Source organism: Burkholderia sola (genome assembly GCF_905400185.1).
Lineage (GTDB): Bacteria > Pseudomonadota > Gammaproteobacteria > Burkholderiales > Burkholderiaceae > Burkholderia > Burkholderia sola.
In genome coordinates this window covers 1,027,596-1,051,904 of record NZ_FR989675.1, presented here as the reverse complement: position 1 = coordinate 1,051,904, position 24,309 = coordinate 1,027,596, and the positions used below count along the sequence as shown (strand labels likewise).

The window sequence follows — 24,309 nt, the reverse complement described above, 5'->3', positions numbered from 1 at the left end:
AATCAGATCCCGGCGAGCACGCGCAGGTGCGCGACGACGCTGCGGCCGAGCGCGGACAGGTTGTAACCGCCCTCGAGGCAGCTGACGATACGGCCCTGCGCATGCCGGCGCGCGACGTCGACGATCCGCGCGGTCAGCCATTCGAAGTCGGCCTCGACGAGACCGAGATTGCCGATGTCGTCCTCGCGATGCGCATCGAACCCGGCCGACACGAACAGCATCTGCGGCTTGAATGCGTCGAGGCGCGGCAGCCACAGCATGTCGACGGCTTCGCGGATCGCCATCCCGTTGCTGCGTGCGGGCATCGGCAGGTTGACCATGTTCGGCGCCTGGTGATCGACGCCCGAGAACGGATACAGCGGATGCTGGAAGAAACTGCACATCAGCACGCGCTCGTCGTTCGCGAACGCCGCCTCGGTGCCGTTGCCGTGGTGCACGTCGAAATCGATGATGGCGACACGCTCGATGCCGTGTACGTCGAGCGCGTGCCGCGCGGCGATCGCGACGTTGTTGAAGAAGCAGAAGCCCATCGCGCGCGCCGGCTCCGCATGATGACCGGGCGGCCGGACGCCGCAGAACGCATTCGCGTAGCGGCCTTCGATCACCGCATCGGTCGCCGCGACCGCGGCGCCGGCCGCGCGCAGTGCCGCGCGCCACGTGTCGCGATTCATCAGCGTATCGGGATCGATCTCGACGTAACCGTCGACCGGCGTCATGCTGCGGATGTAGTCGATGTGCGCCTGCGTATGCACGCGGCCGAGCGCGACCTCGCTCGCGAACGGCGCGGTTTCGTGCACGATCAGGTCGTCGATGCGGCTCGCGATCAGTTGATCCTGGATCGCCGACAGGCGGGCCGGACATTCCGGATGCCATTCCCCCATCTCGTGCAGCATGCAGTCGGGGTGCGTATAGAAAGCGGTTGCCATAAGCTGTCGTCCGCGGCGCGCGGTGCGTCGCAGGTCTCCGTCAATGATGTCCATCGTCTGCCGCGAATTCGCCGCTAACTTACCACAACGGCGGCCGGCTTCGGCCCGGCGCGCCGGATGCGTCGGGTATACTGCGCCGAACACAATCGCCCTGTCCGCCCGCTTCGACATGAATTCCAGCAAGCCCGCCGCCCTTCTCTCCGCGCTGTTCCGTGTTCGCGCTCCGCTCGTCGTCGCTGCCGTCGCGGCGGCCCTCGGCACCGCGCCCGCCGTCGCGCAGACGCAGCCGGCGAAGCCCGCCGGCACGCTCGTCGCCCAGGCCCAGCCACAGCAGCCGACGCCGCAAGGCCAGACGTTCGAAGAGGAAATCGTTCCGCAGCGTTACGCGAGCAACGCGAAGGTCGACGCGTTCATCGACGAGATGGTGAGCCGCAACGGCTTCGATTCGGCGAGCCTGCATGCGCTGTTCTCGCGCGTCAGCTACTCGGCCACGGCCGTCAAGCTCGTGAGGCCCGCACCGACGCCTTCGGTGAAGAACTGGCGCGTCTATCGTTCGCGCTTCATCGAGCCGATCCGCATCAATGCGGGCGTGAAGTTCTGGAAGGCGAACCAGGCGACGCTGCAGCGCGCGTCCGAGCAGTTCGGCGTGCCGCCCGAGGTGATCGTCGGCATCATCGGCGTCGAGACGATCTATGGCCGCTACATGGGCAATTTCCGCGTGCTCGACGCGCTGACCACACTGACGTTCGACTACCCGGACACGCCGAATCGCGACAGCCGCCAGGCCACGTTCCGCAAGAACCTCGAAGACTTCCTGGTCTGGACCCGCGACAACCAGCTCGACCCCACCACCGTGCTCGGCTCGTACACCGGCGCGATCGGGATTCCGCAGTTCCTGCCGAGCAGCATCCGCGAATATGCAGTCGACTTCGACGGCACGGGCCACGTCGATCTGCGCAGCAGTCCTGTCGATGCGATCGGCAGCGTCGCGAACTACCTGAAACAGCACGGCTGGGAAACCGACCGCCCGGTGGTCTGGCAAATCACGCCCGATACGGGCAGCCTGGGCATCGCACAGGCCGCCGCCGACGGCCAGCCCGAACCGCACTGGGCGCTGTCGCAACTGCTGCGCGCAGGCATGACGCTGAACGAGCCGACGGTCAACATCACGACCGAAGCCGGCACGCCGGTGACCGTGGTCGACCTGCCGACGCCGGGGCGCGCGACCGAATACATGCTCGGCCTGAAGAACTTCTACGTGCTGACGCGCTACAACCGCAGTTTCTTCTACGCACTCACCGTGTACCAGCTCGGCGAAGCCGTGAAAGCGCAGATGCAAGCGAGCGGCGCGCTCCCGTTGCCTGCGGCGGACACGGAAGCACCTGCACAATAAGCACGCCCGCACAAAACAAAAACGCCGCATATGCGGCGTTTTTTTTGCGTGTGGCGGCAGTGCGTGCCGCCCGGGCTCACGCTGGAAACACGCCCGTGGACAGGTAGCGGTCGCCACGATCGCAGATGATGAACACGATCGTCGCGTTCTCGACCTGACGCGCGATGCGCATCGCGACTTCGCATGCGCCGCCCGACGAAATGCCCGCGAAGATGCCTTCGACCGCCGCCAGCCGGCGCGTCATCGTTTCCGACGCAGCCTGGCTCACGCTCTCGACGCGGTCGACGCGGCTGCGATCGAAGATGGTCGGCATGTACGCTTCCGGCCATTTGCGGATGCCCGGAATACGCGAGCCGTCTTCCGGCTGCGCACCGACGATCTCGATCGCCGGATTCTGTTCCTTCAGATAGCGCGACGTGCCCATGATCGTGCCCGTCGTGCCCATCGCGGACACGAAGTGCGTGATGCGCCCTTCGGTATCGCGCCAGATCTCCGGCCCCGTGCCTTCGTAGTGCGCGACGGGATTGTCGGGGTTGCCGAACTGGTCGAGGATCACGCCCTTGCCCTCGCGCTGCATCTGCTCCGCGAGGTCGCGCGCCAGCTCCATCCCGCCCTTCACCGGCGTCAGGATGATTTCGGCGCCGTAGGCCGCCATGCTCTGGCGGCGCTCGACCGACAGATCCTCCGGCATGATCAGCACCATCTTGTAGCCGCGGATCGCCGCGGCCATCGCGAGCGCGATGCCCGTGTTGCCGCTCGTCGCCTCGATCAGCGTATCGCCCGGCTTGATGCGACCGCGCGCCTCGGCCTTGCTGATCATCGACAGCGCCGGGCGATCCTTCACGGAACCGGCCGGATTGTTGCCCTCGAGCTTCGCGAGCAGCACGTTGTTGCGCGCGCGAATCTCGTCGTCCGGCAGGCGGACCAGTTGCACGAGCGGCGTATTGCCGATCGTGTCTTCGATAGTTTTGTAAGCCATGGATATACCGTGAGTGCGAGGCCGATCAATCGATCGATTGTAAACCAGCACCGGCACGCGCGCCGGCAACCCCTTTGCGACGATGGAATACGCGTACCGCGCGGTTCGCGTTTCGCCGCGCGCGCGGCCCCACGCAAAAAACCCGCGGCATGCCGCGGGAAGCCGTCGCAACGACGGCGACTGAAGGAGCCCGGTGTCGGGTACGCGCGACCCGTTATTTCTGCGCGGTGCGGGCCGGCACGGCGGCGGGCTTCGCTGCCGCCGGCTTGCCCGCGGCCGCCGGCGTCGTGCCCGCGCCCGCCGCCGTACCGACCGTCAACCCTTCCTGCTGAAGCCGCTCGACGGTATGCCCGCCCATGCCCTTCACGCGTGCGGCGAGATCGTCCGCATTCCTGAACGGACCGCGTGCACCGCGCTCGTCGAGAATCGCCTTCGCCCGCGCCGGGCCGATGCCCTTGATGCCGACGAGCGCATCCTCGTTCGCGGTGTTGACGTCGACGGCCGCCCAGGCCGACGCCACTGCGCCGAGCATGACCGCTGCGGCAAACCATTTCCTGATCATGTGCTGGATCTCCGAAGAAAAACGGCCGGCGGCTGCCGACCGTGAGACCCAGTCTATCGATGCAACGCGCCGGTTTAAACCTGGCCGGATAGCCAACGCACGTAGCGGTCGACGCCTTCCTGCACGGTCAGGAACGGTGCGTCGTAGCCGGCCGCGCGCAGTTTCGTCTGGTCGGCCTGCGTGAAGCACTGGTACTTGCCGCGCAGCGCATCGGGGAACGGCACGTATTCGATCAATCCCTGCTCGACCTGCTGCGCGAGCGTCAGCGGCGGCTGGTTGTCGAGCGCGCGCAGCGTATTGACGACCGTCGACGCGATATCGTTGAACGGCTGCGCGCGCCCCGTGCCGAGGTTGAAGATGCCCGACTTCTCCGGATGATCGAAGAAGAACAGGTTCACCTTGGTCACGTCCTCGACCGACACGAAATCGCGCGTCTGCTCGCCCGGCGCATAACCGTTGTACTCGCCGAACAGCTTCACCTTGCCTTCCGCGCGGAACTGGTTGAAGTTGTGGAACGCGACCGACGCCATGCGGCCCTTGTGCGTCTCGCGCGGGCCGTACACGTTGAAATAGCGGAAGCCCGCGATCTGGCTCTTCGCGCTCGGCAGCACGCGACGGATCACCTGGTCGAACAGGAACTTCGAATAGCCGTACACGTTCAGCGGCGCCTCGACGTCGCGCGCCTCGACGAAGCGCGTCGAGCCGCCGTAGATCGCGGCCGACGATGCATACAGGAACTGCGTGCCCTGCGCGAGGCAGGTATCGAGCACCGCGCGGCTGTAGCGGAAATTGTTGTCCATCATGTAGCGGCCGTCGGTTTCCATCGTGTCCGAACAGGCGCCTTCATGAAATACCGCGCGTACCTTGCCGAAATCGCCGCGCGCGAAGCGTTCGACGAATTCGGTCTTGTCGAGATAGTCGTCGATCTCGCAGTCGACGAGATTGCGGAACTTGTCCGCGCGCGTCAGGTTGTCGACCGCGATGATGCGCGTCTCGCCGCGCGCGTTGAGCGCGTTGACGATGTTCGCGCCGATAAAACCGGCTGCGCCGGTGACGATGAGGGTCATGATCGTCCTGCCTGAAAAGTGCGAGCCACTCGTGCGGCGCGCTCGTCGCGCCGCCGAATGCGCTCAGTGAAACAGTTCGTTGTAGTCCACGGTGGCCGTGCCGAGCTTGCCGACCACGATGCCTGCCGCGCGATTCGCGAGCACCACAGCATCGACGAGCGGCACACCGGCGCCGAGCATCGTCGCGACCGTCGCGATCACGGTGTCGCCCGCGCCCGACACGTCGAACACTTCGCGTGCGAGCGCCGGCGCATGCAGTTCGCCGCCCGCGGAAAAGAGCGTCATGCCCTCTTCCGAACGCGTGAGCAGCAGCGCGTCGATGCCGAGCTCCGCACGCAGGGTCGCGACGCGCGCGCGCAGGTCGTCTTCCGATTTCCACTGCCCGACCACCTCGCGCAGTTCCGCGCGATTCGGCGTGATCAGCGATGCGCCGCGATAGCGTGCCCAGTCGTCGCCCTTCGGGTCGACCAGCACCGCCTTGCCGGCCGCACGCGCCTTCTCGATCATCGTCGTGACGTGCGTGAGGCCGCCTTTCGCGTAATCCGACATCAGCACGACGTCGTGCTGCGGCAGCAGCGCATCGAAGCGCGCGAGCCCCGCGAGCAGCACCTCGTGCGTCGGCATCGCCTCGAAGTCGACGCGCAGCAGTTGCTGCTGGCGCGCGAGCACGCGCAGCTTGATCGTGGTCGGCAACGCCGGATCGCGCTCGAGATGCGGCGTCACGCCGCTGCTGCCGAGCAGCTCGACGATCCGCTCGCCGGGTTCGTCGCAACCGACGACGCACAGCAGCCCGGCCTGGCCGCCGAGCGTCACCGCATTGCGCGCCACGTTGGCCGCGCCGCCGAGCCGCTCTTCCTGACGCTGCACGTGCACGACCGGCACCGGCGCTTCAGGCGAAATGCGATCGACGTTGCCGAACCAGTAGCGGTCGAGCATCACGTCGCCGACGACGAGCACACGCGAACGCGCGAGTTGCTCGCGCGGCACCGGAACGACTTCACGAAGAGTATTCATCGTACGTTCAGCCACGGGAAAACGACTGGGGATCGACGTACGGCCGACCGATCGCGTAGTAGTCGATGCCGAGTTCGGCCATCGCATCCGGCTCGTACAGGTTGCGCCCATCGAAGATCACCGGCGCTTTCAGCTCGGCCTTCAGGCGCGTGAAATCGGGGCTGCGGAATTCCTTCCACTCGGTCACGATCACGAGTGCGTCCGCGCCCGTGACCGCGGCGTCCTGCGTGTCGACGAGGTGCAATCGCGCCAGCACGTCGGCATCGTCGCCGAAATCCAGCGCGAACACGCGCCGCGCTTCGTCGACGGCAACCGGATCGTAGGCGCGCACGGTCGCGCCGCGCTCGAGCAGCGCGGCGATCAGGCGGCGGCTTGGCGCCTCACGCATGTCGTCGGTGTTCGGCTTGAACGCCAGGCCCCAGACTGCGAACTCGCGGCCCGTCAGGTCGGCGCCGAAACGCTGCTCGATCTTGCCGATCAGCACGTCCTTCTGCGCATGGTTGGCGGCCTCGACGGCCTCCAGGATACGCAGCGGCTGGCCGTTCTCACCCGCGGTGCGGATCAGCGCCTGCACGTCCTTCGGGAAGCACGAGCCGCCGTAGCCGACGCCGGCGTACAGGAAGTGATAGCCGATGCGCGGATCGGAGCCGATCCCGCGGCGCACGGCCTCGATGTCGGCGCCGACCTTGTCGGCGAGATTCGACATCTCGTTCATGAACGAGATGCGCGTCGCGAGCATCGCGTTCGCCGCGTACTTCGCGAATTCGGCCGAACGCACGTCCATGTAGATCGTGCGCTCGTGATTGCGGTTGAACGGCGCGTAGAGCTTCTTCATCTTCTCGCGTGCGATCGTGCCGGTTTCGTCGTCGTCGACGCCGATGATGATCCGGTCCGGGCGCATGAAGTCCTCGACCGCGGCGCCTTCCTTCAGGAATTCCGGGTTCGACACGACCGAGAAGCGATGCGCGACGCTGCCCGCGAGCCCGCGTGCGGCCAGCGCCTCGTCGACCACGCCGTGCACGCGCCGCGCGGTGCCGACCGGCACCGTCGACTTGTCGACGATCACCTTGAAGCCCGTCATGTGGCGGCCGATGTTGCGCGCGGCCTCGAGCACGTATTGCAGGTCGGCCGAGCCGTCCTCGTCGGGCGGCGTGCCGACCGCGATGAACTGGATCTCGCCGTGCGCGACGCTCGCCTCGATGTCGGTCGAGAAGCGCAGGCGCCCCGCCGTGCGGTTGCGCGCGATGATGTCCAGCAGCCCCGGTTCGTGAATCGGCATCCCGCCGTTGTTCAGGATGTCGATCTTGCGCGGATCGACGTCGAGACAGAAGACGTCGTGACCGATCTCCGCGAGGCACGCGCCCGTGACGAGGCCGACATAGCCGGTGCCGATGATGGTGATTTTCATAGATGTTCCGGTACTTCCCGGTAATAGACTAACTTGGCCGCAGCGCGTTGGCTCCGCGTGCCGGGATCAGCCCGGCATCGCGGGTTCGACGCGGCGCGGCGCATAGGTTTCCCAGCCGCTGCATCCGGGGCACTGCCAGTAGAAGAGCCGTGCCCGGAAACCGCAATTCTGGCACGTATACCGCGGCAGATTTTTCGTACGCTGCTTGATCAGCGCACGCATCATTTCAAGTTCCTTACGACGCGGTTCGTCGGCCGCCGCGATCTGCGCATCGAGCAGGTGCAGCATCCCCGACAGGTTCGGCGACTTTTCCATCTGCGTGCGCGCGAGCGTGTGCGCCTCATCCTGGCCGCGCAACCCGGCGATATGCTGATAGGCGATGTCGAGCAGGTCGTTCGACGGATAGCGATCGACGTACCCCATCAGCAGCTCGGCGCCTTCGACGTTCTTGCCGAGCGCGACGTACGCCTTCATCAGCTTGTCGGCGACGAGCGGCAGATACGCCGGGTTCTGCGCTTCGACGCGCTTCCAGTGCTCGATCGCGGCCGCGTGGTCGCCCGCCGCTTGCGCCGCGTCGCCGGACAGGATCGTCGCACGGACGTTCTGCGGATTCACGGTCAGCGCACGGCGCAACTGTTCGGCCGCCACGTCGGCCTGCTTGCGCTGCAGCGCGTCCTGCGCGAGTTCGCAGTGAAACTGCGCAATTTCGATGCCGAGCGGCTTGTCGCTCATCGATTCGATACGTTTCGCCGTATCGATCGACTTGTTCCAGTCCTTCTCGATCTCGTAGATCGTCAGCAGCGCCCGCTGTGCGCCGAGCGCGTAGTCGCCGTCCGCGAGCTTGTGGAACGCCTCTTCGGCGCGATCCAGCAGGCCGGCCTTCAGAAAATCCTGACCCAGTTCGTACAGCGCGTGGTCGCGCTCGTTGACCGGCAGGTCGGTGCGGCTCAGCAGGTTCTGGTGCACGCGGATCGCGCGGTCGGTCTCGCCGCGACGGCGAAACAGGTTGCCGAGCGCGAAGTGCAGCTCGACCGTTTCGGGGTCGAGCTTGGCCACCTCGATGAACGCATCGATCGCCTTGTCGGGTTGTTCGTTCAACAGAAAATTCAGGCCGCGAAAATACGAGCGCGGCAGGTTGGCGCTCTCCGACAGGAGATTCTTCAGGTCATAGCGTGACGCCGCCCAACCGAGCGCGAACGCGACCGGAATCGCGAGCAACCACCAGAAATCCAGATCCATGCGAAATATCGAAGCAGAGACGAAAACCGCGCGAGGAATCGCGCGGCGTCCGGGGTTAAATGACGGGCGGCATCGGCGGCTGGTCGATGACGGCAGGCGTTTCGCGCGCCGCACGCAGATCGCGCTTCAAACGCCCGTTCTCGAGACGCAAACGAAAGATCGAAGGCAGCGCGGACAGCAGGCCGGCCAGCAGCCCCACGGCGAAGAATGCCAGGCCGATCAGGATCAGCGGCGCTTGCCATGCGTAGCCGGCAACGAAATTCAGCGTCGCGGTTTGTGTATTGGCCAGCGCAAGCACCAGCAGCAGGACGAACACCAATACCCGGATCAGCCAGACGATAAACTTCATGAAGCCCTCTCTTTGTTGAGGTTTGCCGCGGCGCGCGACTCCCCTTCGTCGCACCGAATCGACCCGTATTGTAAAGGAAGCGTTTCCGCGGCTGCGCAGATCCTGTGCGCGGCGTTGCGGGTCGGTTGCCGGACATGCCGCCGGAAATGAAAAAAGCGCCCACAAGGGGCGCTTTTCTTTTCAGCCTTCGCCGGACAGGTTCCGGGCTCACCGAACGACGCTCAACGCTCGTCGTCCGGATCGTCAGCCTTCAGCGGTTCACCGGCGCGGCCGTCGACGCGTTCACGCAATTCCTTGCCAGGTTTGAAGTGCGGCACGAACTTCTCGGGCACCTGCACTTTCTCCCCCGACTTCGGGTTGCGTCCGACGCGCGCCGGGCGACGATTGAGGCCGAAGCTGCCGAAACCCCGAATTTCAATGCGATGCCCTTTCGCCAGGGCGTCGGACATCGCATCGAGCATCGTTTTCACCGCGAAATCCGCATCCTTGAGGACAAGTTGCGGAAATCGCGATGCCAGCTGCGCGACCAACTCGGATTTGGTCATACTTCAGCAGACCTCGTAAGGCTTACTGGTTCTGGCCGTCGAGCTTCGCCTTCAGCAGCGCGCCGAGGTTGGTCGTACCGGTCGCAGCAGCGCTGGAGTCCGACTGCAGGCCGCGGATCGCTTCCTGTTGTTCAGCCGAATCCTTCGCCTTGATCGACAGGTTGATGCCGCGCGACTTGCGATCGATGTTGATCACCATCGCGTTGACCTTGTCGCCTTCCTTCAGCACGTTGCGTGCATCTTCGACGCGATCCTGCGAGATTTCCGACGCACGCAGGTAGCCTTCGATGTCGCCCGTCAGCGTGACGACCGCACCCTTCGCATCGACCGTCTTCACGACGCCGTCGACGATCGAGCCCTTGTCGTTCATTGCAACGTAGTTGCTGAACGGGTCGCCTTCGAGCTGCTTGATGCCGAGCGAAATGCGCTCCTTCTCGACGTCGATACCGAGCACGATTGCTTCGACTTCGTCGCCCTTCTTGTACTTGCGAACGGCTTCTTCGCCGGCTTCGCTCCACGACAGGTCCGACAGGTGGACCAGGCCGTCGATGCCGCCCGGCAGACCGATGAACACGCCGAAGTCGGTGATCGACTTGATTGCGCCCGTGATCTTGTCGCCCTTCTTGAAGTTGCGGCTGAAGTCATCCCACGGATTCGGCTTGCACTGCTTCATGCCGAGGCTGATACGACGACGGTCTTCGTCGATCTCGAGGACCATGACTTCGACTTCGTCGCCCAGCTGGACAACCTTCGACGGCGCGACGTTCTTGTTGGTCCAGTCCATTTCCGACACGTGGACGAGGCCTTCGATGCCCGATTCCACTTCGACGAATGCGCCGTAGTCGGTGATGTTCGTGACCTTGCCGAACAGGCGCGTGCCCGACGGGTAACGGCGCGAGATGCCTTCCCACGGATCGTCGCCCAGTTGCTTGATGCCCAGCGAGACGCGGTTCTTCTCTTGGTCGAACTTGAGGATCTTCGCGGTGACTTCCTGGCCAACCGACAGGACTTCGCTCGGGTGACGCACGCGACGCCATGCGATGTCGGTGATGTGCAGCAGGCCGTCGATGCCGCCGAGGTCGACGAATGCGCCGTAGTCGGTGATGTTCTTGACCACGCCGTTGACGATCGCGCCTTCCTTCAGCGTCTCGAGCAGCTTCGCGCGCTCTTCGCCTTGGGTTGCTTCGATCACTGCACGACGCGACAGCACGACGTTGTTACGCTTGCGATCGAGCTTGATCACGCGGAACTCGAGCGTCTTGCCTTCGTACGGGGTCGTGTCCTTGACCGGACGCGTGTCGACCAGCGAACCCGGCAGGAACGCGCGGATGCCGTTGACCATCACGGTCATGCCGCCCTTCACCTTGCCGGTGATCGTGCCGGTGACGAGTTCGTTGTTGTCGAGGGCCTTTTCCAGCGACAGCCACGATGCAAGGCGCTTCGCCTTGTCGCGCGACAGGATCGTGTCGCCGTAGCCGTTTTCGAGTGCGTCGATCGCGACGGACACGAAATCGCCCGACTGCACCTCAACCTCGCCCTGATCGTTCAGGAATTCCTCGATCGGAATGTAAGCCTCGGACTTCAGGCCTGCATTGACGACCACGAAGTTGTGGTCGACGCGCACGACTTCGGCGGAAATCACTTCGCCGGCGCGCATGTCTTGGCGGGTCAGCGACTCTTCGAACAGAGCCGCAAAGGATTCGGTATTCGGGGTGGAGGTTTGCAGGTCGGACATAAAAATCTGATTGTGCATGGCTCGCTGTGCCACGCCGGCCGGAATGGCAGGCTGAAAGGGCCAGATCGAGGACCACACGGGGTTAAGGGTTCGAAACACGCTCCGCGCTTGCGACGCGAAGCACCTACCGCTGCCCGCCTTCTCAGGCGGGCTGGCCGAGCGCCCGGTACCACTGCAGCACCTGATCGACCGCTTCATCGACCGAAAGCGCCGACGTATCGAGCAGCTTGGCATCTGCCGCAGGCTTCAGCGGCGCGGCTGCGCGATTGCTGTCGCGCGCGTCACGTTCACGAAGATCCCGGAGCAAGTCATCTATATTAGCAGAAAAACCTTTTTGCATCAATTGCTTATGCCGTCTGGTCGCGCGCGCCTCGGCGCTGGCCGTCAGGAACACCTTCAGCACGGCGTCCGGGAAGATCACCGTGCCCATGTCGCGCCCGTCCGCGACGAGGCCGGGTGTCTTGCGGAATGCGCGCTGGCGCGCGACGAGCGCGGTGCGCACGGGGCCGTGCACGGCAATGGCCGACGCGCGGTTGCCGACCGCTTCGGCACGAATGTCGTTCGACACGTCGACGCCGTCGAGCTGCGCGCACCCTTCACGGAACGTGATGTGCAGATCGTCGATCAGCTTCACCAGCGCGTCGATGTCCTCCGCGGCGATCCCGTAGCGCACGCTCGCGAGCGCGGCGAGCCGGTACAGCGCGCCGCTGTCGAGCAGGTGGAAGCCGAGGTGCGCGGCGACGAGCGCCGCGACGGTGCCCTTGCCGGAAGCGGTCGGGCCGTCGATCGTGATGACGGGAGTCGGGTGAAAGGGTCGGGTCGATTTCATCGGAACAGTGGGTCAGGCCTTGGCGAGCGCGGCGAAGCGGTCGAAATAGTCGGGGAACGTCTTGCCGACGCACTTCGGATCGTTGATCCGCACGGGCACGCCGCCCAGGCTGACGAGCGAGAAGCACATCGCCATCCGGTGATCGTCGTACGTATCGATCGCCGCGTTCGGCGTGAGCTTTTCCGGCGGCGTGACGACGAGATAGTCGGGGCCTTCCTCGACGATCGCGCCGACCTTGCGCAGCTCGGTCGCCATCGCGGCGATGCGGTCCGTCTCCTTCACGCGCCAGCTCGCGATGTTGCGCAGCGTGCTCGCGCCGCTCGCGAACAACGCCGCAACCGCGATGGTCATCGCCGCGTCGGGAATCAGGTTGAAGTCCATGTCGATCGGCTCGAGCTTGCCGTGATCGTGGCCGATGCCGCGCACGTCGATCCAGTCGTCGCCCATCGTCACGTTCGCGCCCATCTGCATCAGCGCGTTCGCGAAACCGACGTCGCCCTGGATGCTCGCGCGCCCCACGCCCTCGACCCGCAGCGGGCCGCCGCCCAGTGCACCGGCCGCGAGGAAGTACGACGCGGACGACGCATCGCCCTCGACCATGATCCGTCCCGGCGACTTGTAGCGAACGCCGGCCGGCACGACGAAGCGCTGCCAGCCGTCGCGCTCGACGGTCACGCCGAAGCGCGCCATCAGCCGGATCGTGATGTCGATGTACGGCTTCGAGATCAGTTCGCCGTCGACTTCGACGACGGTCGTGCCGTCCTTCGTCTTCACGAGCGGCAGCGTCATCAGCAGCGCGGTGAGGAACTGGCTCGACACGTCGCCGCGCACGCGAATCGGCGCATCGACCGCAATCGTCGCGGGCTTGATCCGCAGCGGCGGGTAGCCTTCGTTCAGCTCGTAGTCGATCTGCGCGCCGATCTGGCGCAAGCCGTCGACGAGATCGCCGATCGGCCGTTCGTGCATGCGCGGCACGCCGTGCACGCGATAGTCGCCGCCGTTTACCGCGAGCGCGGCGGTCAGCGGCCGGACGGCCGTGCCCGCGTTGCCGAGGAACAGGTCGGCCGTCTTCGCGGTGAACGCGCCGCGCGTGCCGGTGACCACGCAGGTGTCGCCGTCGCGCGCGAGCTTCACGCCGAGCTTGCCGAGTGCGTCGAGCATCACGCGCGTGTCGTCGGAGTCGAGCAGGTTGGTGATCGTCGTTTCGCCTTCGGCGAGCGCCGCGAGCAGCAGCACGCGGTTCGAAATGCTCTTCGAGCCGGGCAGGCGCACGGTACCCGAAGCGCTGGAGTACGGGCCGAGATCGAGGTAGTCCATGGGAATCGTCCTGTTATTTCTTGACCGGTTCGGCAGCGGGCGCGCCGCCGCGCTCCTGCCATGCCTTGCGTGCGGCGCGCGAGCGCGTGAATACGGCTTCGAGCGCCGCGCCGTCGCCGGCGTCGATCGCCGCACGCAACCGCGTGAGCACGCGCGTGTAGCCGTCGAGTTCGTCGAGCAGCGCCGCGCGGTTCGCGACGCACACGTCGCGCCACATTTCCGGGTTCGACGCCGCGATACGCGTGAAATCGCGGAAACCACCGGCCGCGTACGAGAATTTCAGTTCCGCGTCGGCCTCGCCGAGAATCTGCTCGACGAGCGCGAACGACAGCACGTGCGGCAGATGGCTGATCGACGCGAATACGCGATCGTGCTGCTCGGTGCTCATCATGCGCACGTCGGCGCCGGTCGCCCGCCACATCGCGTCGATCCGGGCCACCACGTCGGGCGCGTTCTCCGGCAGCGGGCACAGCACGACGTTGCGGCCGACGTAGAGGTCCGGCAACGCCGCCTCGACGCCGCTCGATTCGCGCCCCGCGATCGGATGACCGGGCACGAACTGCGCGATCCGCGCGCCGAGTACGTCGCGCGCAGCCGCGACGACGTCGGACTTGGTGCTGCCGGCATCGGTGACGATCGTCGCGCCGTCGAGCCACGGCGCGATGCGCGCGAGCAACGGGCCCGTCTGCGCGACGGGCGCGGCCAGCAGGACGAGATCGGCGCCGGCAAGCGCGTCGCGCAATTGCGCGTCGTCGTCGAGCGCCGCCGCGCGGTCGATCACGCCGAGCGAGCACGCACGTTCGACCGACGCGCGCGAACGGCCGACGCCGACGATCTCGCCCGCGCCGCCCGGCGCGCGCTCGCGCAGCGCGCGGGCCAGCGATCCGCCGATCAGGCCGACGCCGAAGATGACCAGTTTGTTGAATGCAAAGCCTGACACGACAAGAGCCAAGTTACGCGCGCGAAACGACGCCCCGCACGCGGAATTCCAGATTCCGGGCAACGGGCCCGCACCCGGCGCCACCTGCGCCGGATACCGCCCGAACCCGCCTTCGGCAGCGGACCGGCCTGCCCTGCCCGCCCCGCCTGCGCCAAGCACGCGACGGCCGCCGCGCGTCAGCGTGCGCGCGGATACGAACCGAGTATCTTCAGGAACGCGGCCTTCTGGCCGAGTTCCGCGAGCGCGGCCGCCACCGCCGCATCGTCACGGTGCCCTTCGATGTCGATATAGAAGTAGTACTCCCACGTGCCGACGCGCGCCGGACGCGACTCGAAGCGCGTCATCGACACGCCGTGCCGTGCGAGCGGCTCGAGCAACTTGAACACGGCGCCCGGCTCGTTCTTCACGGACACGATCAGCGACGTCTGGTCGTGACCGCTCTGCCCGGCCGGCTGCTTGCCGACGATCACGAAGCGCGTGCGGTTGTGCGGATCGTCCTGGATCAGCGAGAACGCGATCTGCAATCCATAGTGTGCGGCCGCGCGGTCGCCGGCAATCGCCGCGACGGTCGGATCGGCCGCCGCGAGGCGCGCGGCCTCCGCGTTGCTCGCCACGGCCTGCCGCTCGAGCTGCGGCGCATTCGCCGCGAGCCACTGCTGGCATTGCGCGAGCGCCTGCGCATGCGCGCAGACGCGCGTCACGCCGTCGAGCGTGCCGCTCTGCGTGAGCAGGTTGTGATGGATCGGCAGCGCGAGTTCGCCGCTGATCACGAGCTGGGTCTGCAGCAGCAGGTCGAGCGTGCGCGATACCGCGCCTTCGGTCGAATTCTCGACCGGCGCGATGCCGAACGCGGACGCACCGGCCTCGACCGAGCGGAACACCTCGTCGATCGACGGGCACGGCAGCCCTTCGATCGACTGGCCGAAATACTCGAGCATCGCCTGCTCGCTATACGTGCCGACCGGCCCGAGGAACGCGACGTGGATCGTCTGCTCGAGCGCACGACTCGCCGCCATGATCTCGCGCCAGATCGCGCTGATGTGCTCGCTCGCGAGCGGCCCGGCGCTCATGTCCTGCAGCCGCGCGATCACCTGCAGCTCGCGCTCGGGCCGGAACACCGGCGCGTTGAAATGCTTCTTGACCTCGCCCACCTCGAGCGCCACCGCGGCGCGCTGGTTCAGGAGCGCGATCAGCTGCGCGTCGATCGCGTCGATGCGGTCGCGCAGCGGTTTCAGGCGGGAATTCAGTTCGTCGTCCATGCGTTTTGCCGTGCTGTTTGAGCAGCGCCGCCGTCAGGCGCCGCGCTGCTCGAAGTCCTTCATGTACTCGACGAGCGCCTTCACGCCCTCGAGCGGCACCGCGTTGTAGATCGACGCCCGCATGCCGCCGACGGACTTGTGGCCCTTCAGCTGCAGCAGCCCGCGCGCCTTTGCGCCGGCAAGGAAGTCTTCGTTGCGCGTTTCGTCGGCCAGGAAAAACGGCACGTTCATCCGCGAACGTGCTGCCGGCTCGACCTTGTTCAGATAGAAGCTGCTCGCGTCGATCGTGTCGTAGAGCAGCTTCGATTTTTCGATATTGCGGGCCTCGATCGCTTCGAGGCCGCCCTGCCGCTTCAGCCACTGGAACACGAGGCCCGCGATGTAGATCGCGTAGGTGGGCGGCGTGTTGTACAGCGAGTTGTTCGCGGCGATGGTCTTCCATTCGAACGCGGACGGGCAGATCGACAGCGCGCGATCGAGCAGATCCTCGCGCACGATCACGACCGTCACGCCGGCCATCCCGATGTTCTTCTGCGCGCCGCCAAACAGCACGCCGTACTTCGCGACGTCCATCGGACGCGACAGGATGTGCGACGAGACATCCGCGACCAGCGGCACGTCGCCGAGATCGGGGATCTCGAACGTCTCGACGCCGTCGATCGTCTCGTTGGTGCACAGATGCACGTAGGCGGGATCGTCCGACAACTGCCATTCCGCGCGCACGGGCGCACGCGTGAAGCCGTCTTCCGTCTTGCCGCTCGCGGCCAGATGCGGCGTGCAGAACTTGTTCGCCTCGCCGAACGATTTCTGCGACCACGAACCCGTCACGACGAAGTCGGCCGTCTTGCGCGCGCCCAGCAGGTTCATCGGCACGATCGCGTTTTCCGCGATGCCGCCGCCCTGCAGAAACAGGATCCGGTGGCTCGCCGGCACGCCTAGCAGGTCGCGCAGGTCGGTCAGCGCGGCCTCGTGGATCGACATGAATTCCTTGCCGCGATGGCTCATCTCCATCACGCTCATGCCGCTGCCGTGCCAGTCGAGCATTTCGTCGGCGGCCTGCCGCAGCACTTCCTCGGGCATCGCCGCAGGGCCGGCGGAGAAATTAAAGACGCGCATCGTGAAAACCTCGGGAGGGACGCGACCGGCTTGTCGCCGGCAAAACGCGCCAGAAAAGAAATGGCCGCTTGCGCTCGCGCGCAAACGGCCATTATCGCACTGTCGTCAGGCTCCCGCCAAACCCGGCCGAACGGCCGGGGGCGCGCGCCCGGACAGCTTACTTGCCCGGCTTGACTGCTGCGACTTCCTTGTCAGCCTGCGTACGCGTTGCCTGGATCGCTTGCGGCATGTACTTCTGCATCAGGCCGTTGACCACGTCGCGACCGACCTGATCCTGAACCTGGATGAACTTGCGGCCCGTCGGGCTCTTGTAGAACGTCGTCAGATCCTTGATCTCCGACGTGCTGTAGTACTTCGCGTACGCGTCGTACTGAGCCGACATCGCGTCGCTCTGGAACTGTTGCGTGCCGAACACCTTGCCCGCGCCGTCGACCAGCTTCGGCACCGCGTTCTTCTGCAGCGTCGGAACGGCAGCCTGCTTCTGCTTGTCGTTCAGCGTCTTGTTTTCCGACAGCGCGTCCGACAGGATGGCCGGCACGAGCTGCTTGGCCTGCATTTCGGCGCTGTTGCCGATTGCCGACACGAGCTTCGGCGCGTCGATCGCGTCGAGCAGATCCTTGATCGCTGCCTTCTTGTCGGCGTCGATCGGCGCAGCTGCCGCCGGAGCAGCCGGTGCGGAATTCGACAGCGCCTGCGCCATCGCGAAAGTCGGCACCAGTGCAGCCAGCAGAACCAGTTGCTTGAATTGCTTTTGCATCATCACTCCCTTTTGGAAATATGAATGGTTGCTCGCCGGCCGCGGCGCTTTTCGCCCGCGGCGGCCAGAGTCTCATCCGTTCTTCAGGCTTCGCCGTCCGACGCCTCGTCGGCTTCGCCCTCTCCCTCTTCGGCCTCGGCGATCTGCTGGAGGCCAGAGAGCTTCGTACCCTCATCGAGACTGATGAGTGTAACACCTTGCGTGGCGCGCCCCATCTCGCGAATCTCGGATACGCGGGTGCGAATCAACACGCCGGCCGTCGTGATCAGCATGATCTGATCCTCGGCGTCGACGAGCGTGGCAGCCACGACCTTGCCGTTGCGCTCGGACGTCTGGATCGCGATCATACCCTTCGTCCCGCGGCCATGGCGCGTGTACTCGGTGATCGGCGTGCGCTTGCCGTAGCCGTTTTCGGTCGCGGTGAGCACGGTCTGCTCCTCGCTGCCCGCGACGAGCATCGCGATGACCTGCTGCCCGTCCTCGAGCTGCATGCCGCGCACGCCGCGCGCCTCGCGCCCCATTGGACGCACGTCGTTCTCGTCGAAACGCACGGCCTTGCCGGAGTCCGAGAACAGCATCACGTCGTGCGCGCCGTCGGTGATCGACGCACCGATCAGGTAGTCGCCGTCGTCGAGGCCGACTGCGATGATGCCCTTCTTCATCGGGCGGCTGAACGCTTCGAGCGGCGTCTTCTTCACGGTGCCGAGCGACGTCGCCATGAAGATGAACTTGTCGGCCGAGAATTCCTTGACCGGCAGCACGACGTTGATCTTCTCGCCTTCCTGCAGCGGGAACATGTTGACGATCGGACGGCCGCGCGAATTGCGCGAGCCCTGCGGCACTTCATAGACCTTGACCCAGTACACGCGGCCGCGGTTCGAGAAGCACAGGATGTAGTCGTGCGTGTTCGCGATGAAAAGCGTCTCGATCCAGTCGTCTTCCTTCATCTGCGTCGCCTGCTTGCCGCGACCGCCGCGCTTCTGCGCGCGGTACTCGGACAACGGCTGCGACTTCACGTAGCCCGCGTGCGACATCGTGACGACCATGTCCTGCGGCGTGATCAGATCCTCGGTGTTCAGCTCGGTCGCGTTCAGCTCGATCTTCGAGCGGCGCGCGTCGCCGAATTCGGCCTTCACCGAGGTCAGTTCCTCGCCGATCATCGTCGTGATCCGCTCGGGGCGCGCGAGGATGTCCAGCAGGTCTGCGATCTGCGCCATCACGTCGCGGTACTCGCCGATGATCTTGTCCTGCTCGAGGCCGGTCAGGCGCTGCAGACGCATCTGCAGGATTTCCTGCGCCTGCGTGTCGGACAGGCGGTACAGCCCGTCGGTCTGCATCCCGAACGCCGGGTTCAGGCCTTCCGGACGGTACGCGGAACGGCCGCCGGCCGCCGCGTTCTCGCTCTCGGCGCGCGTCAGCATCTCGCGCACGAGCGACGAATCCCACGGCTTCGCCATCAGTTCCTGCTTCGCGATCGGCGGCGTCGGCGCGGCCTTGATGATCGCGATGAACTCGTCGATGTTCGCGAGCGCGACCGCGAGACCTTCGAGCACGTGGCCGCGTTCGCGAGCCTTGCGCAGTTCGTAGATCGTGCGGCGCGTCAGCACTTCGCGTCGGTGCGACAGGAAGCACTGCAGGATTTCCTTCAGGTTCAGCAGCTTCGGCTGGCCATCGACGAGCGCGACCATGTTCATGCCGAACGTGTCCTGCAGCTGCGTCGCCTTGTACAGGTTGTTCAGCACCACTTCCGGCACTTCGCCGCGCTTGAGCTCGATCACGACGCGCATGCCGCTCTTGTCGGACTCGTCGCGGATGTCGGAAATGCCTTCGAGCTTCTTCTCGTTGACGAGCTCGGCGATCCGCTCGAGCAGCGAGCGCTTGTTCACCTGATACGGCAGCTCGTCGACGATGATCGCCATCCGCTGGCCGCGGTCGATCTCCTCGAAGTGCGTGGCCGCACGCATCACGACGCGCCCGCGCCCGGTGCGGTAGCCGTCGCGCACGCCGGCGACGCCGTAGATGATGCCGGCCGTCGGGAAGTCCGGCGCCGGGATGATCTCGATCAGCTCGTCGATCGTCGCTTCCGGGTTGCCGAGCAGGTGCTGGCACGCGTCGACGACTTCGTTCAGGTTGTGCGGCGGGATGTTGGTCGCCATGCCGACCGCGATGCCCGACGAGCCGTTGATCAGCAGGTTCGGAATGCGCGACGGCAGGACCGACGGCTGCATTTCGTTGCCGTCGTAGTTCGGCTCGAAATCGACGGTTTCCTTGTCGATGTCGGCGAGCAGCTCGTGGCCGATCTTCGCCATGCGAATTTCGGTGTAACGCATCGCCGCGGCATTATCGCCGTCGATCGAGCCGAAGTTGCCCTGCCCGTCGATCAGCATGTAGCGCAGCGAGAAATCCTGCGCCATCCGCACGATCGTGTCGTAGACCGCGGTATCGCCGTGAGGGTGGTATTTACCGATCACGTCACCGACGATACGCGCCGACTTCTTGTACGCGCGGTTCCAGTCGTTGTTCAGTTCGTGCATCGCGAACAACACGCGCCGGTGCACGGGCTTGAGGCCATCGCGGACATCCGGGAGGGCACGTCCGACGATCACGCTCATCGCGTAATCGAGATACGAACGGCGCATTTCCTCCTCTAGGGAGGTGGGCAGGGTCTCTTTGGCGAATTGATCCATGTATCCGTATCGTTTCGGAGCGAAGACGGCGAACGCCTTTCGCGTGGGCGCTGCATGCGCAACGCAACGCGAGATTCTAACATGCGCCCATCGGCCGCCAATCCGCCTCCCCCACTATATGTAAACAGCAAAAATCGCGGCCGCGGCGAATCGGCCGAAATCCTCGGTCGAAATCGGGCCGACGAAAGGGTACGCGGGTACGCGACGCGACGCGACGTCGCAGGCGATCGCATCCGCCGCGTTTCCTGCGCGCGAGTAAACAACCGCATGCAATCGCGCAATTTCGCCGCCCCGCTCTTGACAATCTCTAAAAGTTACGGCAGGCGGGTGTTGCGCATGCACCACAAAGTTGAAGCGATCTTGGGGTGGGGAGGATTTTTTTTCGTAGGAAGGGAACGATATGGCAAAATGCCAACGCACTGAAAGTTAGACGCTGCTCGAAGTCTACACAGAGCGGTGCCGCGTTTTTTGTGCCGCACCAATGTTATACTTCGAGCAATGTATGACTTGTCACCGTCAACAGGCTCGCAGTAAACCTGCGGTAATCTCAATTTCGAGAGGAGAAATATGAATAAACTTTCAAAGCTCGCGTTCATTGCAGCTACCGCAGTTATGGCTGCATCCGCTTCGGCACAGTCGGTGCCGGCGTCGCGTCAAGCCGTCAATGACAACTGGGTGAACGGCACGGGCGAATGGGTGTGGATGAACGGCACGAACGAGCTCTGCTGGCGCGATGCGTTCTGGACGCCGGCCACCGCCAACGCGAAGTGCGATGGCGCACTGGTCGCCCAGGCACCGCAGCCGCCGGTCGCTCCGGTCGCTCCGGCCATCACGAGCCAGAAGATCACGTATCAAGCTGACGCACTGTTCGACTTCGACAAGGCAACGCTCAAGCCGCTGGGCAAGCAAAAGCTGGACGAACTGTCGTCGAAGATCCAGGGCATGAACACGGAAGTGGTCGTCGCAACGGGCTACACGGACCGCATCGGTTCGGACAAGTACAACGACCGTCTGTCGCTGCGCCGCGCGCAAGCCGTGAAGTCGTACCTGGTCAGCAAGGGTGTGCCGGCCAACAAGATCTACACGGAAGGCAAGGGCAAGCGCAACCCGGTTACGACCGGCTGCAACCAGAAGAACCGCAAGCAACTCATCGCCTGCCTCGCACCGGACCGCCGCGTGGAAGTCGAAGTGGTCGGTACGCAAGAAGTCCAGAAGACGACCGTTCCGGCAAACTAAGCCGCGGTTTTCGACTGCTTCAAAGCCCCGCTCCGGCGGGGCTTTTTCATTGACGCCCGTCCAGGCGCTCGCTGGCCTCGCCGTCCGCCCGCTTATATACTCGGGGCTGACGCACCGACGCACCGCCCTCCTCTCGTAGCCCGTTTGCCGACATGACCAACGCCGATCCGCACGAACTCCAGAAATTCAGCGACCTCGCCCATCGGTGGTGGGACCCGAATGCCGAATTCAAACCGCTGCACGACCTGAACCCGGTACGGCTCGGCTGGATCGACGCGCATGCGCACCTGGCCGGCAAGCGCGTGCTCGACATCGGCTGCGGCGGCGGCATCCTGTCCGAATCGATGGCCGGACTCGGCGCACAGGTGAAAGGCATCGACCTGTCGACCGAAGCGCTTGGCGTGGCCGATCTGCACAGTCTCGAAAGCGGCATTTCGGTCGATTACGAGGCGATCGCCGCCGAAGCGATCGCCGCGCGCGAACCGAGCAGCTACGACGTCGTCACGTGCATGGAGATGCTCGAGCACGTGCCGTCGCCCGCCGATATCGTGGCCGCGTGCGCGACGCTCGTGAAGCCGGGCGGCTGGGTATTCTTCTCGACGCTGAACCGCAACCTGAAGTCCTACCTGTTCGCGGTGATCGGCGCGGAATACATCGCACAAATGCTGCCGAAGGGCACGCACGATTACGCGCGCTTCATCCGCCCGTCGGAACTGGCCGGCTTCGTGCGCGCGACGGATCTGCACATCGCCGAGATCAAGGGCATCACGTATCACCCGATCGGCAAGCGCTTCGCGCTGTCGAACGACACCGACATCAACTACCTCGTCGCATGCCGACGCGGCGCATGACCTTTTGACCGGCATGACGACTCCCCTTTCGACCGCGCGGATCGCAGACGAACCGCGCCTGCTGCACTGCGATGCGGTCCTGTTCGATCTGGACGGCACGCTCGCCGACACGGCGCCCGATCTCGCGGCAGCCGTCAACAAGATGCAGCGCGCGCGCAGCCTGCCCGAAACGTCGCTCGACGTGCTGCGGCCGCTGGCCTCGGCCGGCGCACGCGGCCTGCTCGGCGGCGCGTTCGGCATCGATCCGCACACGGCCGGCTACGAAGCGATGCGCGACGAGTTCCTGGCCAACTACGCAGCCGACCTCTGCGTGCATACGACGCTGTTCCCCGGCATCGGCGACGTGCTCGACGAACTCGATGCGCGCGGCGTACGCTGGGGCATCGTCACGAACAAGGCGATGCGGCTCACCGCGCCGCTCGTCGAGCTGCTCGGCCTCGCGCCGCGCGCCGCCTGCATCGTCGGGGGCGACACTACGCCGCATCCGAAACCGCATCCGGCCCCGCTGCTGCATGCGGCCGACCAGTTGACGCTCGCGCCCGAGCGTATCGTCTACGTCGGCGACGACCTGCGCGACATTCAGGCCGGCAGCGCCGCCGGCATGGCCACCGTCGCAGCCGCATACGGCTATTGCGGCGACGGCGTCGCGCCGGCCGACTGGCAGGCCCAGCACCTCGTCGATACGACGCAGGAACTGCGGGACCTGCTGCGCGATGTTGGGCTATAATGATCGATCTTATCCGCGGGGGCGACCTGGTTTCGACAGGGGTTGTGAAGCGGCTAGGGCATGTCGAGGACCCGTCACCTCGTTAATCAATGGGAAAATCGTAACTGCAAACGACGATACGTTCGCACTGGCAGCCTAAGGGCCGCCGTCCTCTGCCTAGTTCACTGACGGGCTAGTGTCGCAAGACCGGTAGCAATACCGCCAGAGGTCATTTACGTCAGTTAAGCCCTGTCGGCGTCGCGACGCCAGGGTCGAAAATCTAGCGAATCGCCGTAGTGCAGCGTGTTCGTCCGCGTCGCTGCGGTTAAATCAAAAGACTGGACTAAACATGTAGAACTAGTCGTGGAGCGCTTCTGGACGCGGGTTCGATTCCCGCCGCCTCCACCAAATTCCGCGCTCGTCGCACGAACCCCGCATGACGCCAGTCTGCGGGGTTTTTTGTTGCCGGCGTAACGCGCACGCCCCACGCCTTCCCTTCCCTTCCGAAAAAGCGCCCAGCCACGGACGGGCCGGGCGGAATGCCGCCGGTGTTCGGCGGCCGGAGGTGACGGATGTTTCTCCCGCGCCCGCGCCATCGTCGATTGCGCCGGGTGGCGGCCGGCCCGGTGGTCAGGCTTCGGGCAGCGCGCGACGCATCGCCGCGCCGGGGCCCGCGCCGCCCATACCGGGCGAGGTGCCGCTTAGCTGCCGCGATACAGCGACTTCATTTCCTCCGCGCTGGCCGGGCGCACACCCATTGCGCGCGAACCCGACGCCGATGCGCCCTGCGCCTGCGCACCGTAGCCGCCGGCGTCGGCGCCTCGAGCCTGTGCGAGCGCACTGCGCTGCTGCTCCGCGACACGCGCCGTTGCGGCCTGGATCGCTTCCGGATAATGCGGGTCCTCGCCGCGGGCGGTGTTGTAACCGGCCTGCTGGAGTTGAACCAGTTCGGCACGGACCTGCGCACGGGTGATCGTCGAACCCGACTGGGCGAACGACACGACCGGAGCAACGAGAGCAGCGGCAACGACAACGGCTTGAACGAGCGACTTCATGATGACCTACCTCCAGATTTGTCTGATTCGGCGGTGAACACCTTGATCAGCGCCGACAAACCGAAGTTTATGTAGGTGGATGCTTAAGAATAAGGCAGGTTTGAGGAAGACATCCTTCCTGATTTACGGGTTAACCCTTAATCACTGTCGGCGCGGCCCATGCGGGCGAACGGCCGCTTCGTCCATCCCGCATTACATGAACGCTCGCCAGAAAGCATGAGCCCCGCGAAGCGACGGGCTTCGCGGGGCTCGAATCAAGCGAGATCGGGGTGGAACGTACGCAGCTCCGTCAGTGGATCACGCTGCGGCGCAGAAGAGGCGCCCCGCTCGGGCAACGAC

At 65.3% G+C, this 24,309-nt stretch carries 22 protein-coding genes and 1 other RNA gene; 5 read left to right on the top strand and 18 right to left on the bottom strand.

The features are described 5' to 3' along the window. Nucleotides 1-2 precede the first annotated feature (2 nt). The gene (locus KR541_RS04895) at nucleotides 3-926 is read right to left on the bottom strand and encodes a histone deacetylase family protein (RefSeq protein ID WP_050011533.1); all 924 of its coding nucleotides are present in this window, start codon (nucleotides 924-926) and stop codon (nucleotides 3-5) included. A 43-nt stretch (nucleotides 927-969) separates the two neighbouring features. On the opposite strand from KR541_RS04895, the gene mltB reads away from it, so the two are divergent. Beyond that, nucleotides 970-2,319, top strand: coding sequence for a lytic murein transglycosylase B (gene mltB, locus KR541_RS04890; RefSeq protein ID WP_080334139.1), 1,350 nt, complete (start codon nucleotides 970-972; stop codon nucleotides 2,317-2,319). 76 nt (nucleotides 2,320-2,395) lie between these two features. Here mltB and cysM read toward each other — a convergent pair whose 3' ends face one another. The 16 genes from cysM to gyrA form a co-directional block, all read right to left on the bottom strand. Next, nucleotides 2,396-3,298 carry a cysteine synthase CysM gene (gene cysM, locus KR541_RS04885; protein WP_050011535.1) on the bottom strand — a complete coding sequence of 301 codons (903 nt, stop codon included), beginning with the start codon at nucleotides 3,296-3,298 and terminating at the stop codon, nucleotides 2,396-2,398. A gap of 214 nt (nucleotides 3,299-3,512) precedes the next feature. Beyond that, entirely contained in the window at nucleotides 3,513-3,860 is a 348-nt protein-coding gene (locus KR541_RS04880; RefSeq protein WP_050011536.1) for a ComEA family DNA-binding protein, read from the bottom strand. 74 nt (nucleotides 3,861-3,934) lie between these two features. After that, complete coding sequence (gene rfaD / locus KR541_RS04875) at nucleotides 3,935-4,927, bottom strand: ADP-glyceromanno-heptose 6-epimerase (RefSeq protein ID WP_050011537.1); 993 nt, start codon at nucleotides 4,925-4,927, stop codon at nucleotides 3,935-3,937. A 63-nt stretch (nucleotides 4,928-4,990) separates the two neighbouring features. Then, nucleotides 4,991-5,941 (bottom strand): D-glycero-beta-D-manno-heptose-7-phosphate kinase, encoded by a 951-nt coding sequence (gene rfaE1 / locus KR541_RS04870; protein WP_080334140.1) that lies wholly within the window; start codon nucleotides 5,939-5,941, stop codon nucleotides 4,991-4,993. A gap of 7 nt (nucleotides 5,942-5,948) precedes the next feature. Next, nucleotides 5,949-7,349 (bottom strand): UDP-glucose dehydrogenase family protein, encoded by a 1,401-nt coding sequence (locus KR541_RS04865; protein WP_050011539.1) that lies wholly within the window; start codon nucleotides 7,347-7,349, stop codon nucleotides 5,949-5,951. A 66-nt stretch (nucleotides 7,350-7,415) separates the two neighbouring features. After that, nucleotides 7,416-8,588 carry a lipopolysaccharide assembly protein LapB gene (gene lapB, locus KR541_RS04860; RefSeq protein WP_050011540.1) on the bottom strand — a complete coding sequence of 391 codons (1,173 nt, stop codon included), beginning with the start codon at nucleotides 8,586-8,588 and terminating at the stop codon, nucleotides 7,416-7,418. Nucleotides 8,589-8,643: 55 nt separating this feature from the next. Then, nucleotides 8,644-8,937 (bottom strand): lipopolysaccharide assembly protein LapA domain-containing protein, encoded by a 294-nt coding sequence (locus KR541_RS04855; protein ID WP_012328123.1) that lies wholly within the window; start codon nucleotides 8,935-8,937, stop codon nucleotides 8,644-8,646. A 221-nt stretch (nucleotides 8,938-9,158) separates the two neighbouring features. After that, a complete protein-coding gene (locus KR541_RS04850) occupies nucleotides 9,159-9,482 on the bottom strand; it encodes an integration host factor subunit beta (RefSeq protein ID WP_006486894.1) in 324 nt (107 codons plus the stop codon). Between the two features lie 22 nt (nucleotides 9,483-9,504). After that, nucleotides 9,505-11,217: a 30S ribosomal protein S1 gene (rpsA, locus tag KR541_RS04845; RefSeq protein WP_011544885.1), complete on the bottom strand. Its 1,713-nt coding sequence runs from the start codon at nucleotides 11,215-11,217 to the stop codon at nucleotides 9,505-9,507. A gap of 142 nt (nucleotides 11,218-11,359) precedes the next feature. Beyond that, nucleotides 11,360-12,046 (bottom strand): (d)CMP kinase, encoded by a 687-nt coding sequence (cmk, locus tag KR541_RS04840; RefSeq protein ID WP_006476573.1) that lies wholly within the window; start codon nucleotides 12,044-12,046, stop codon nucleotides 11,360-11,362. Nucleotides 12,047-12,058: 12 nt separating this feature from the next. Continuing rightward, nucleotides 12,059-13,363, bottom strand: coding sequence for a 3-phosphoshikimate 1-carboxyvinyltransferase (gene aroA, locus KR541_RS04835; RefSeq protein WP_204383724.1), 1,305 nt, complete (start codon nucleotides 13,361-13,363; stop codon nucleotides 12,059-12,061). A 13-nt stretch (nucleotides 13,364-13,376) separates the two neighbouring features. After that, the gene (locus tag KR541_RS04830; protein ID WP_204383722.1) at nucleotides 13,377-14,303 is read right to left on the bottom strand and encodes a prephenate dehydrogenase; all 927 of its coding nucleotides are present in this window, start codon (nucleotides 14,301-14,303) and stop codon (nucleotides 13,377-13,379) included. Between the two features lie 176 nt (nucleotides 14,304-14,479). Then, complete coding sequence (gene pheA, locus KR541_RS04825; protein ID WP_050011543.1) at nucleotides 14,480-15,562, bottom strand: prephenate dehydratase; 1,083 nt, start codon at nucleotides 15,560-15,562, stop codon at nucleotides 14,480-14,482. Between the two features lie 33 nt (nucleotides 15,563-15,595). Next, entirely contained in the window at nucleotides 15,596-16,678 is a 1,083-nt protein-coding gene (gene serC, locus KR541_RS04820) for a 3-phosphoserine/phosphohydroxythreonine transaminase (RefSeq protein WP_050011544.1), read from the bottom strand. Nucleotides 16,679-16,835: 157 nt separating this feature from the next. Then, nucleotides 16,836-17,435: a DUF2059 domain-containing protein gene (locus KR541_RS04815; RefSeq protein WP_006486966.1), complete on the bottom strand. Its 600-nt coding sequence runs from the start codon at nucleotides 17,433-17,435 to the stop codon at nucleotides 16,836-16,838. 83 nt (nucleotides 17,436-17,518) lie between these two features. Then, entirely contained in the window at nucleotides 17,519-20,122 is a 2,604-nt protein-coding gene (gyrA, locus tag KR541_RS04810) for a DNA gyrase subunit A (RefSeq protein WP_050011545.1), read from the bottom strand. A 567-nt stretch (nucleotides 20,123-20,689) separates the two neighbouring features. Between gyrA and ompA the strand changes: the two genes are divergently transcribed. The 4 genes from ompA to ssrA all read left to right on the top strand — a co-directional run bounded on the left by ompA (nucleotide 20,690) and on the right by ssrA (nucleotide 23,323). Beyond that, nucleotides 20,690-21,358, top strand: a complete 669-nt coding sequence (gene ompA, locus KR541_RS04805; protein WP_050011546.1) for an outer membrane protein OmpA — start codon at nucleotides 20,690-20,692, stop codon at nucleotides 21,356-21,358. 152 nt (nucleotides 21,359-21,510) lie between these two features. Continuing rightward, complete coding sequence (ubiG, locus tag KR541_RS04800) at nucleotides 21,511-22,209, top strand: bifunctional 2-polyprenyl-6-hydroxyphenol methylase/3-demethylubiquinol 3-O-methyltransferase UbiG (RefSeq protein ID WP_050011547.1); 699 nt, start codon at nucleotides 21,511-21,513, stop codon at nucleotides 22,207-22,209. Nucleotides 22,210-22,222: 13 nt separating this feature from the next. After that, nucleotides 22,223-22,936 carry a phosphoglycolate phosphatase gene (gene gph / locus KR541_RS04795; protein ID WP_050011548.1) on the top strand — a complete coding sequence of 238 codons (714 nt, stop codon included), beginning with the start codon at nucleotides 22,223-22,225 and terminating at the stop codon, nucleotides 22,934-22,936. A gap of 17 nt (nucleotides 22,937-22,953) precedes the next feature. Beyond that, nucleotides 22,954-23,323: a transfer-messenger RNA gene (gene ssrA / locus KR541_RS04790) on the top strand. Nucleotides 23,324-23,616: 293 nt separating this feature from the next. Here the strand turns inward: ssrA and KR541_RS04785 are convergent. Continuing rightward, nucleotides 23,617-23,970 carry a DUF4148 domain-containing protein gene (locus KR541_RS04785; RefSeq protein WP_050011549.1) on the bottom strand — a complete coding sequence of 118 codons (354 nt, stop codon included), beginning with the start codon at nucleotides 23,968-23,970 and terminating at the stop codon, nucleotides 23,617-23,619. Nucleotides 23,971-24,309: the final 339 nt, after the last annotated feature.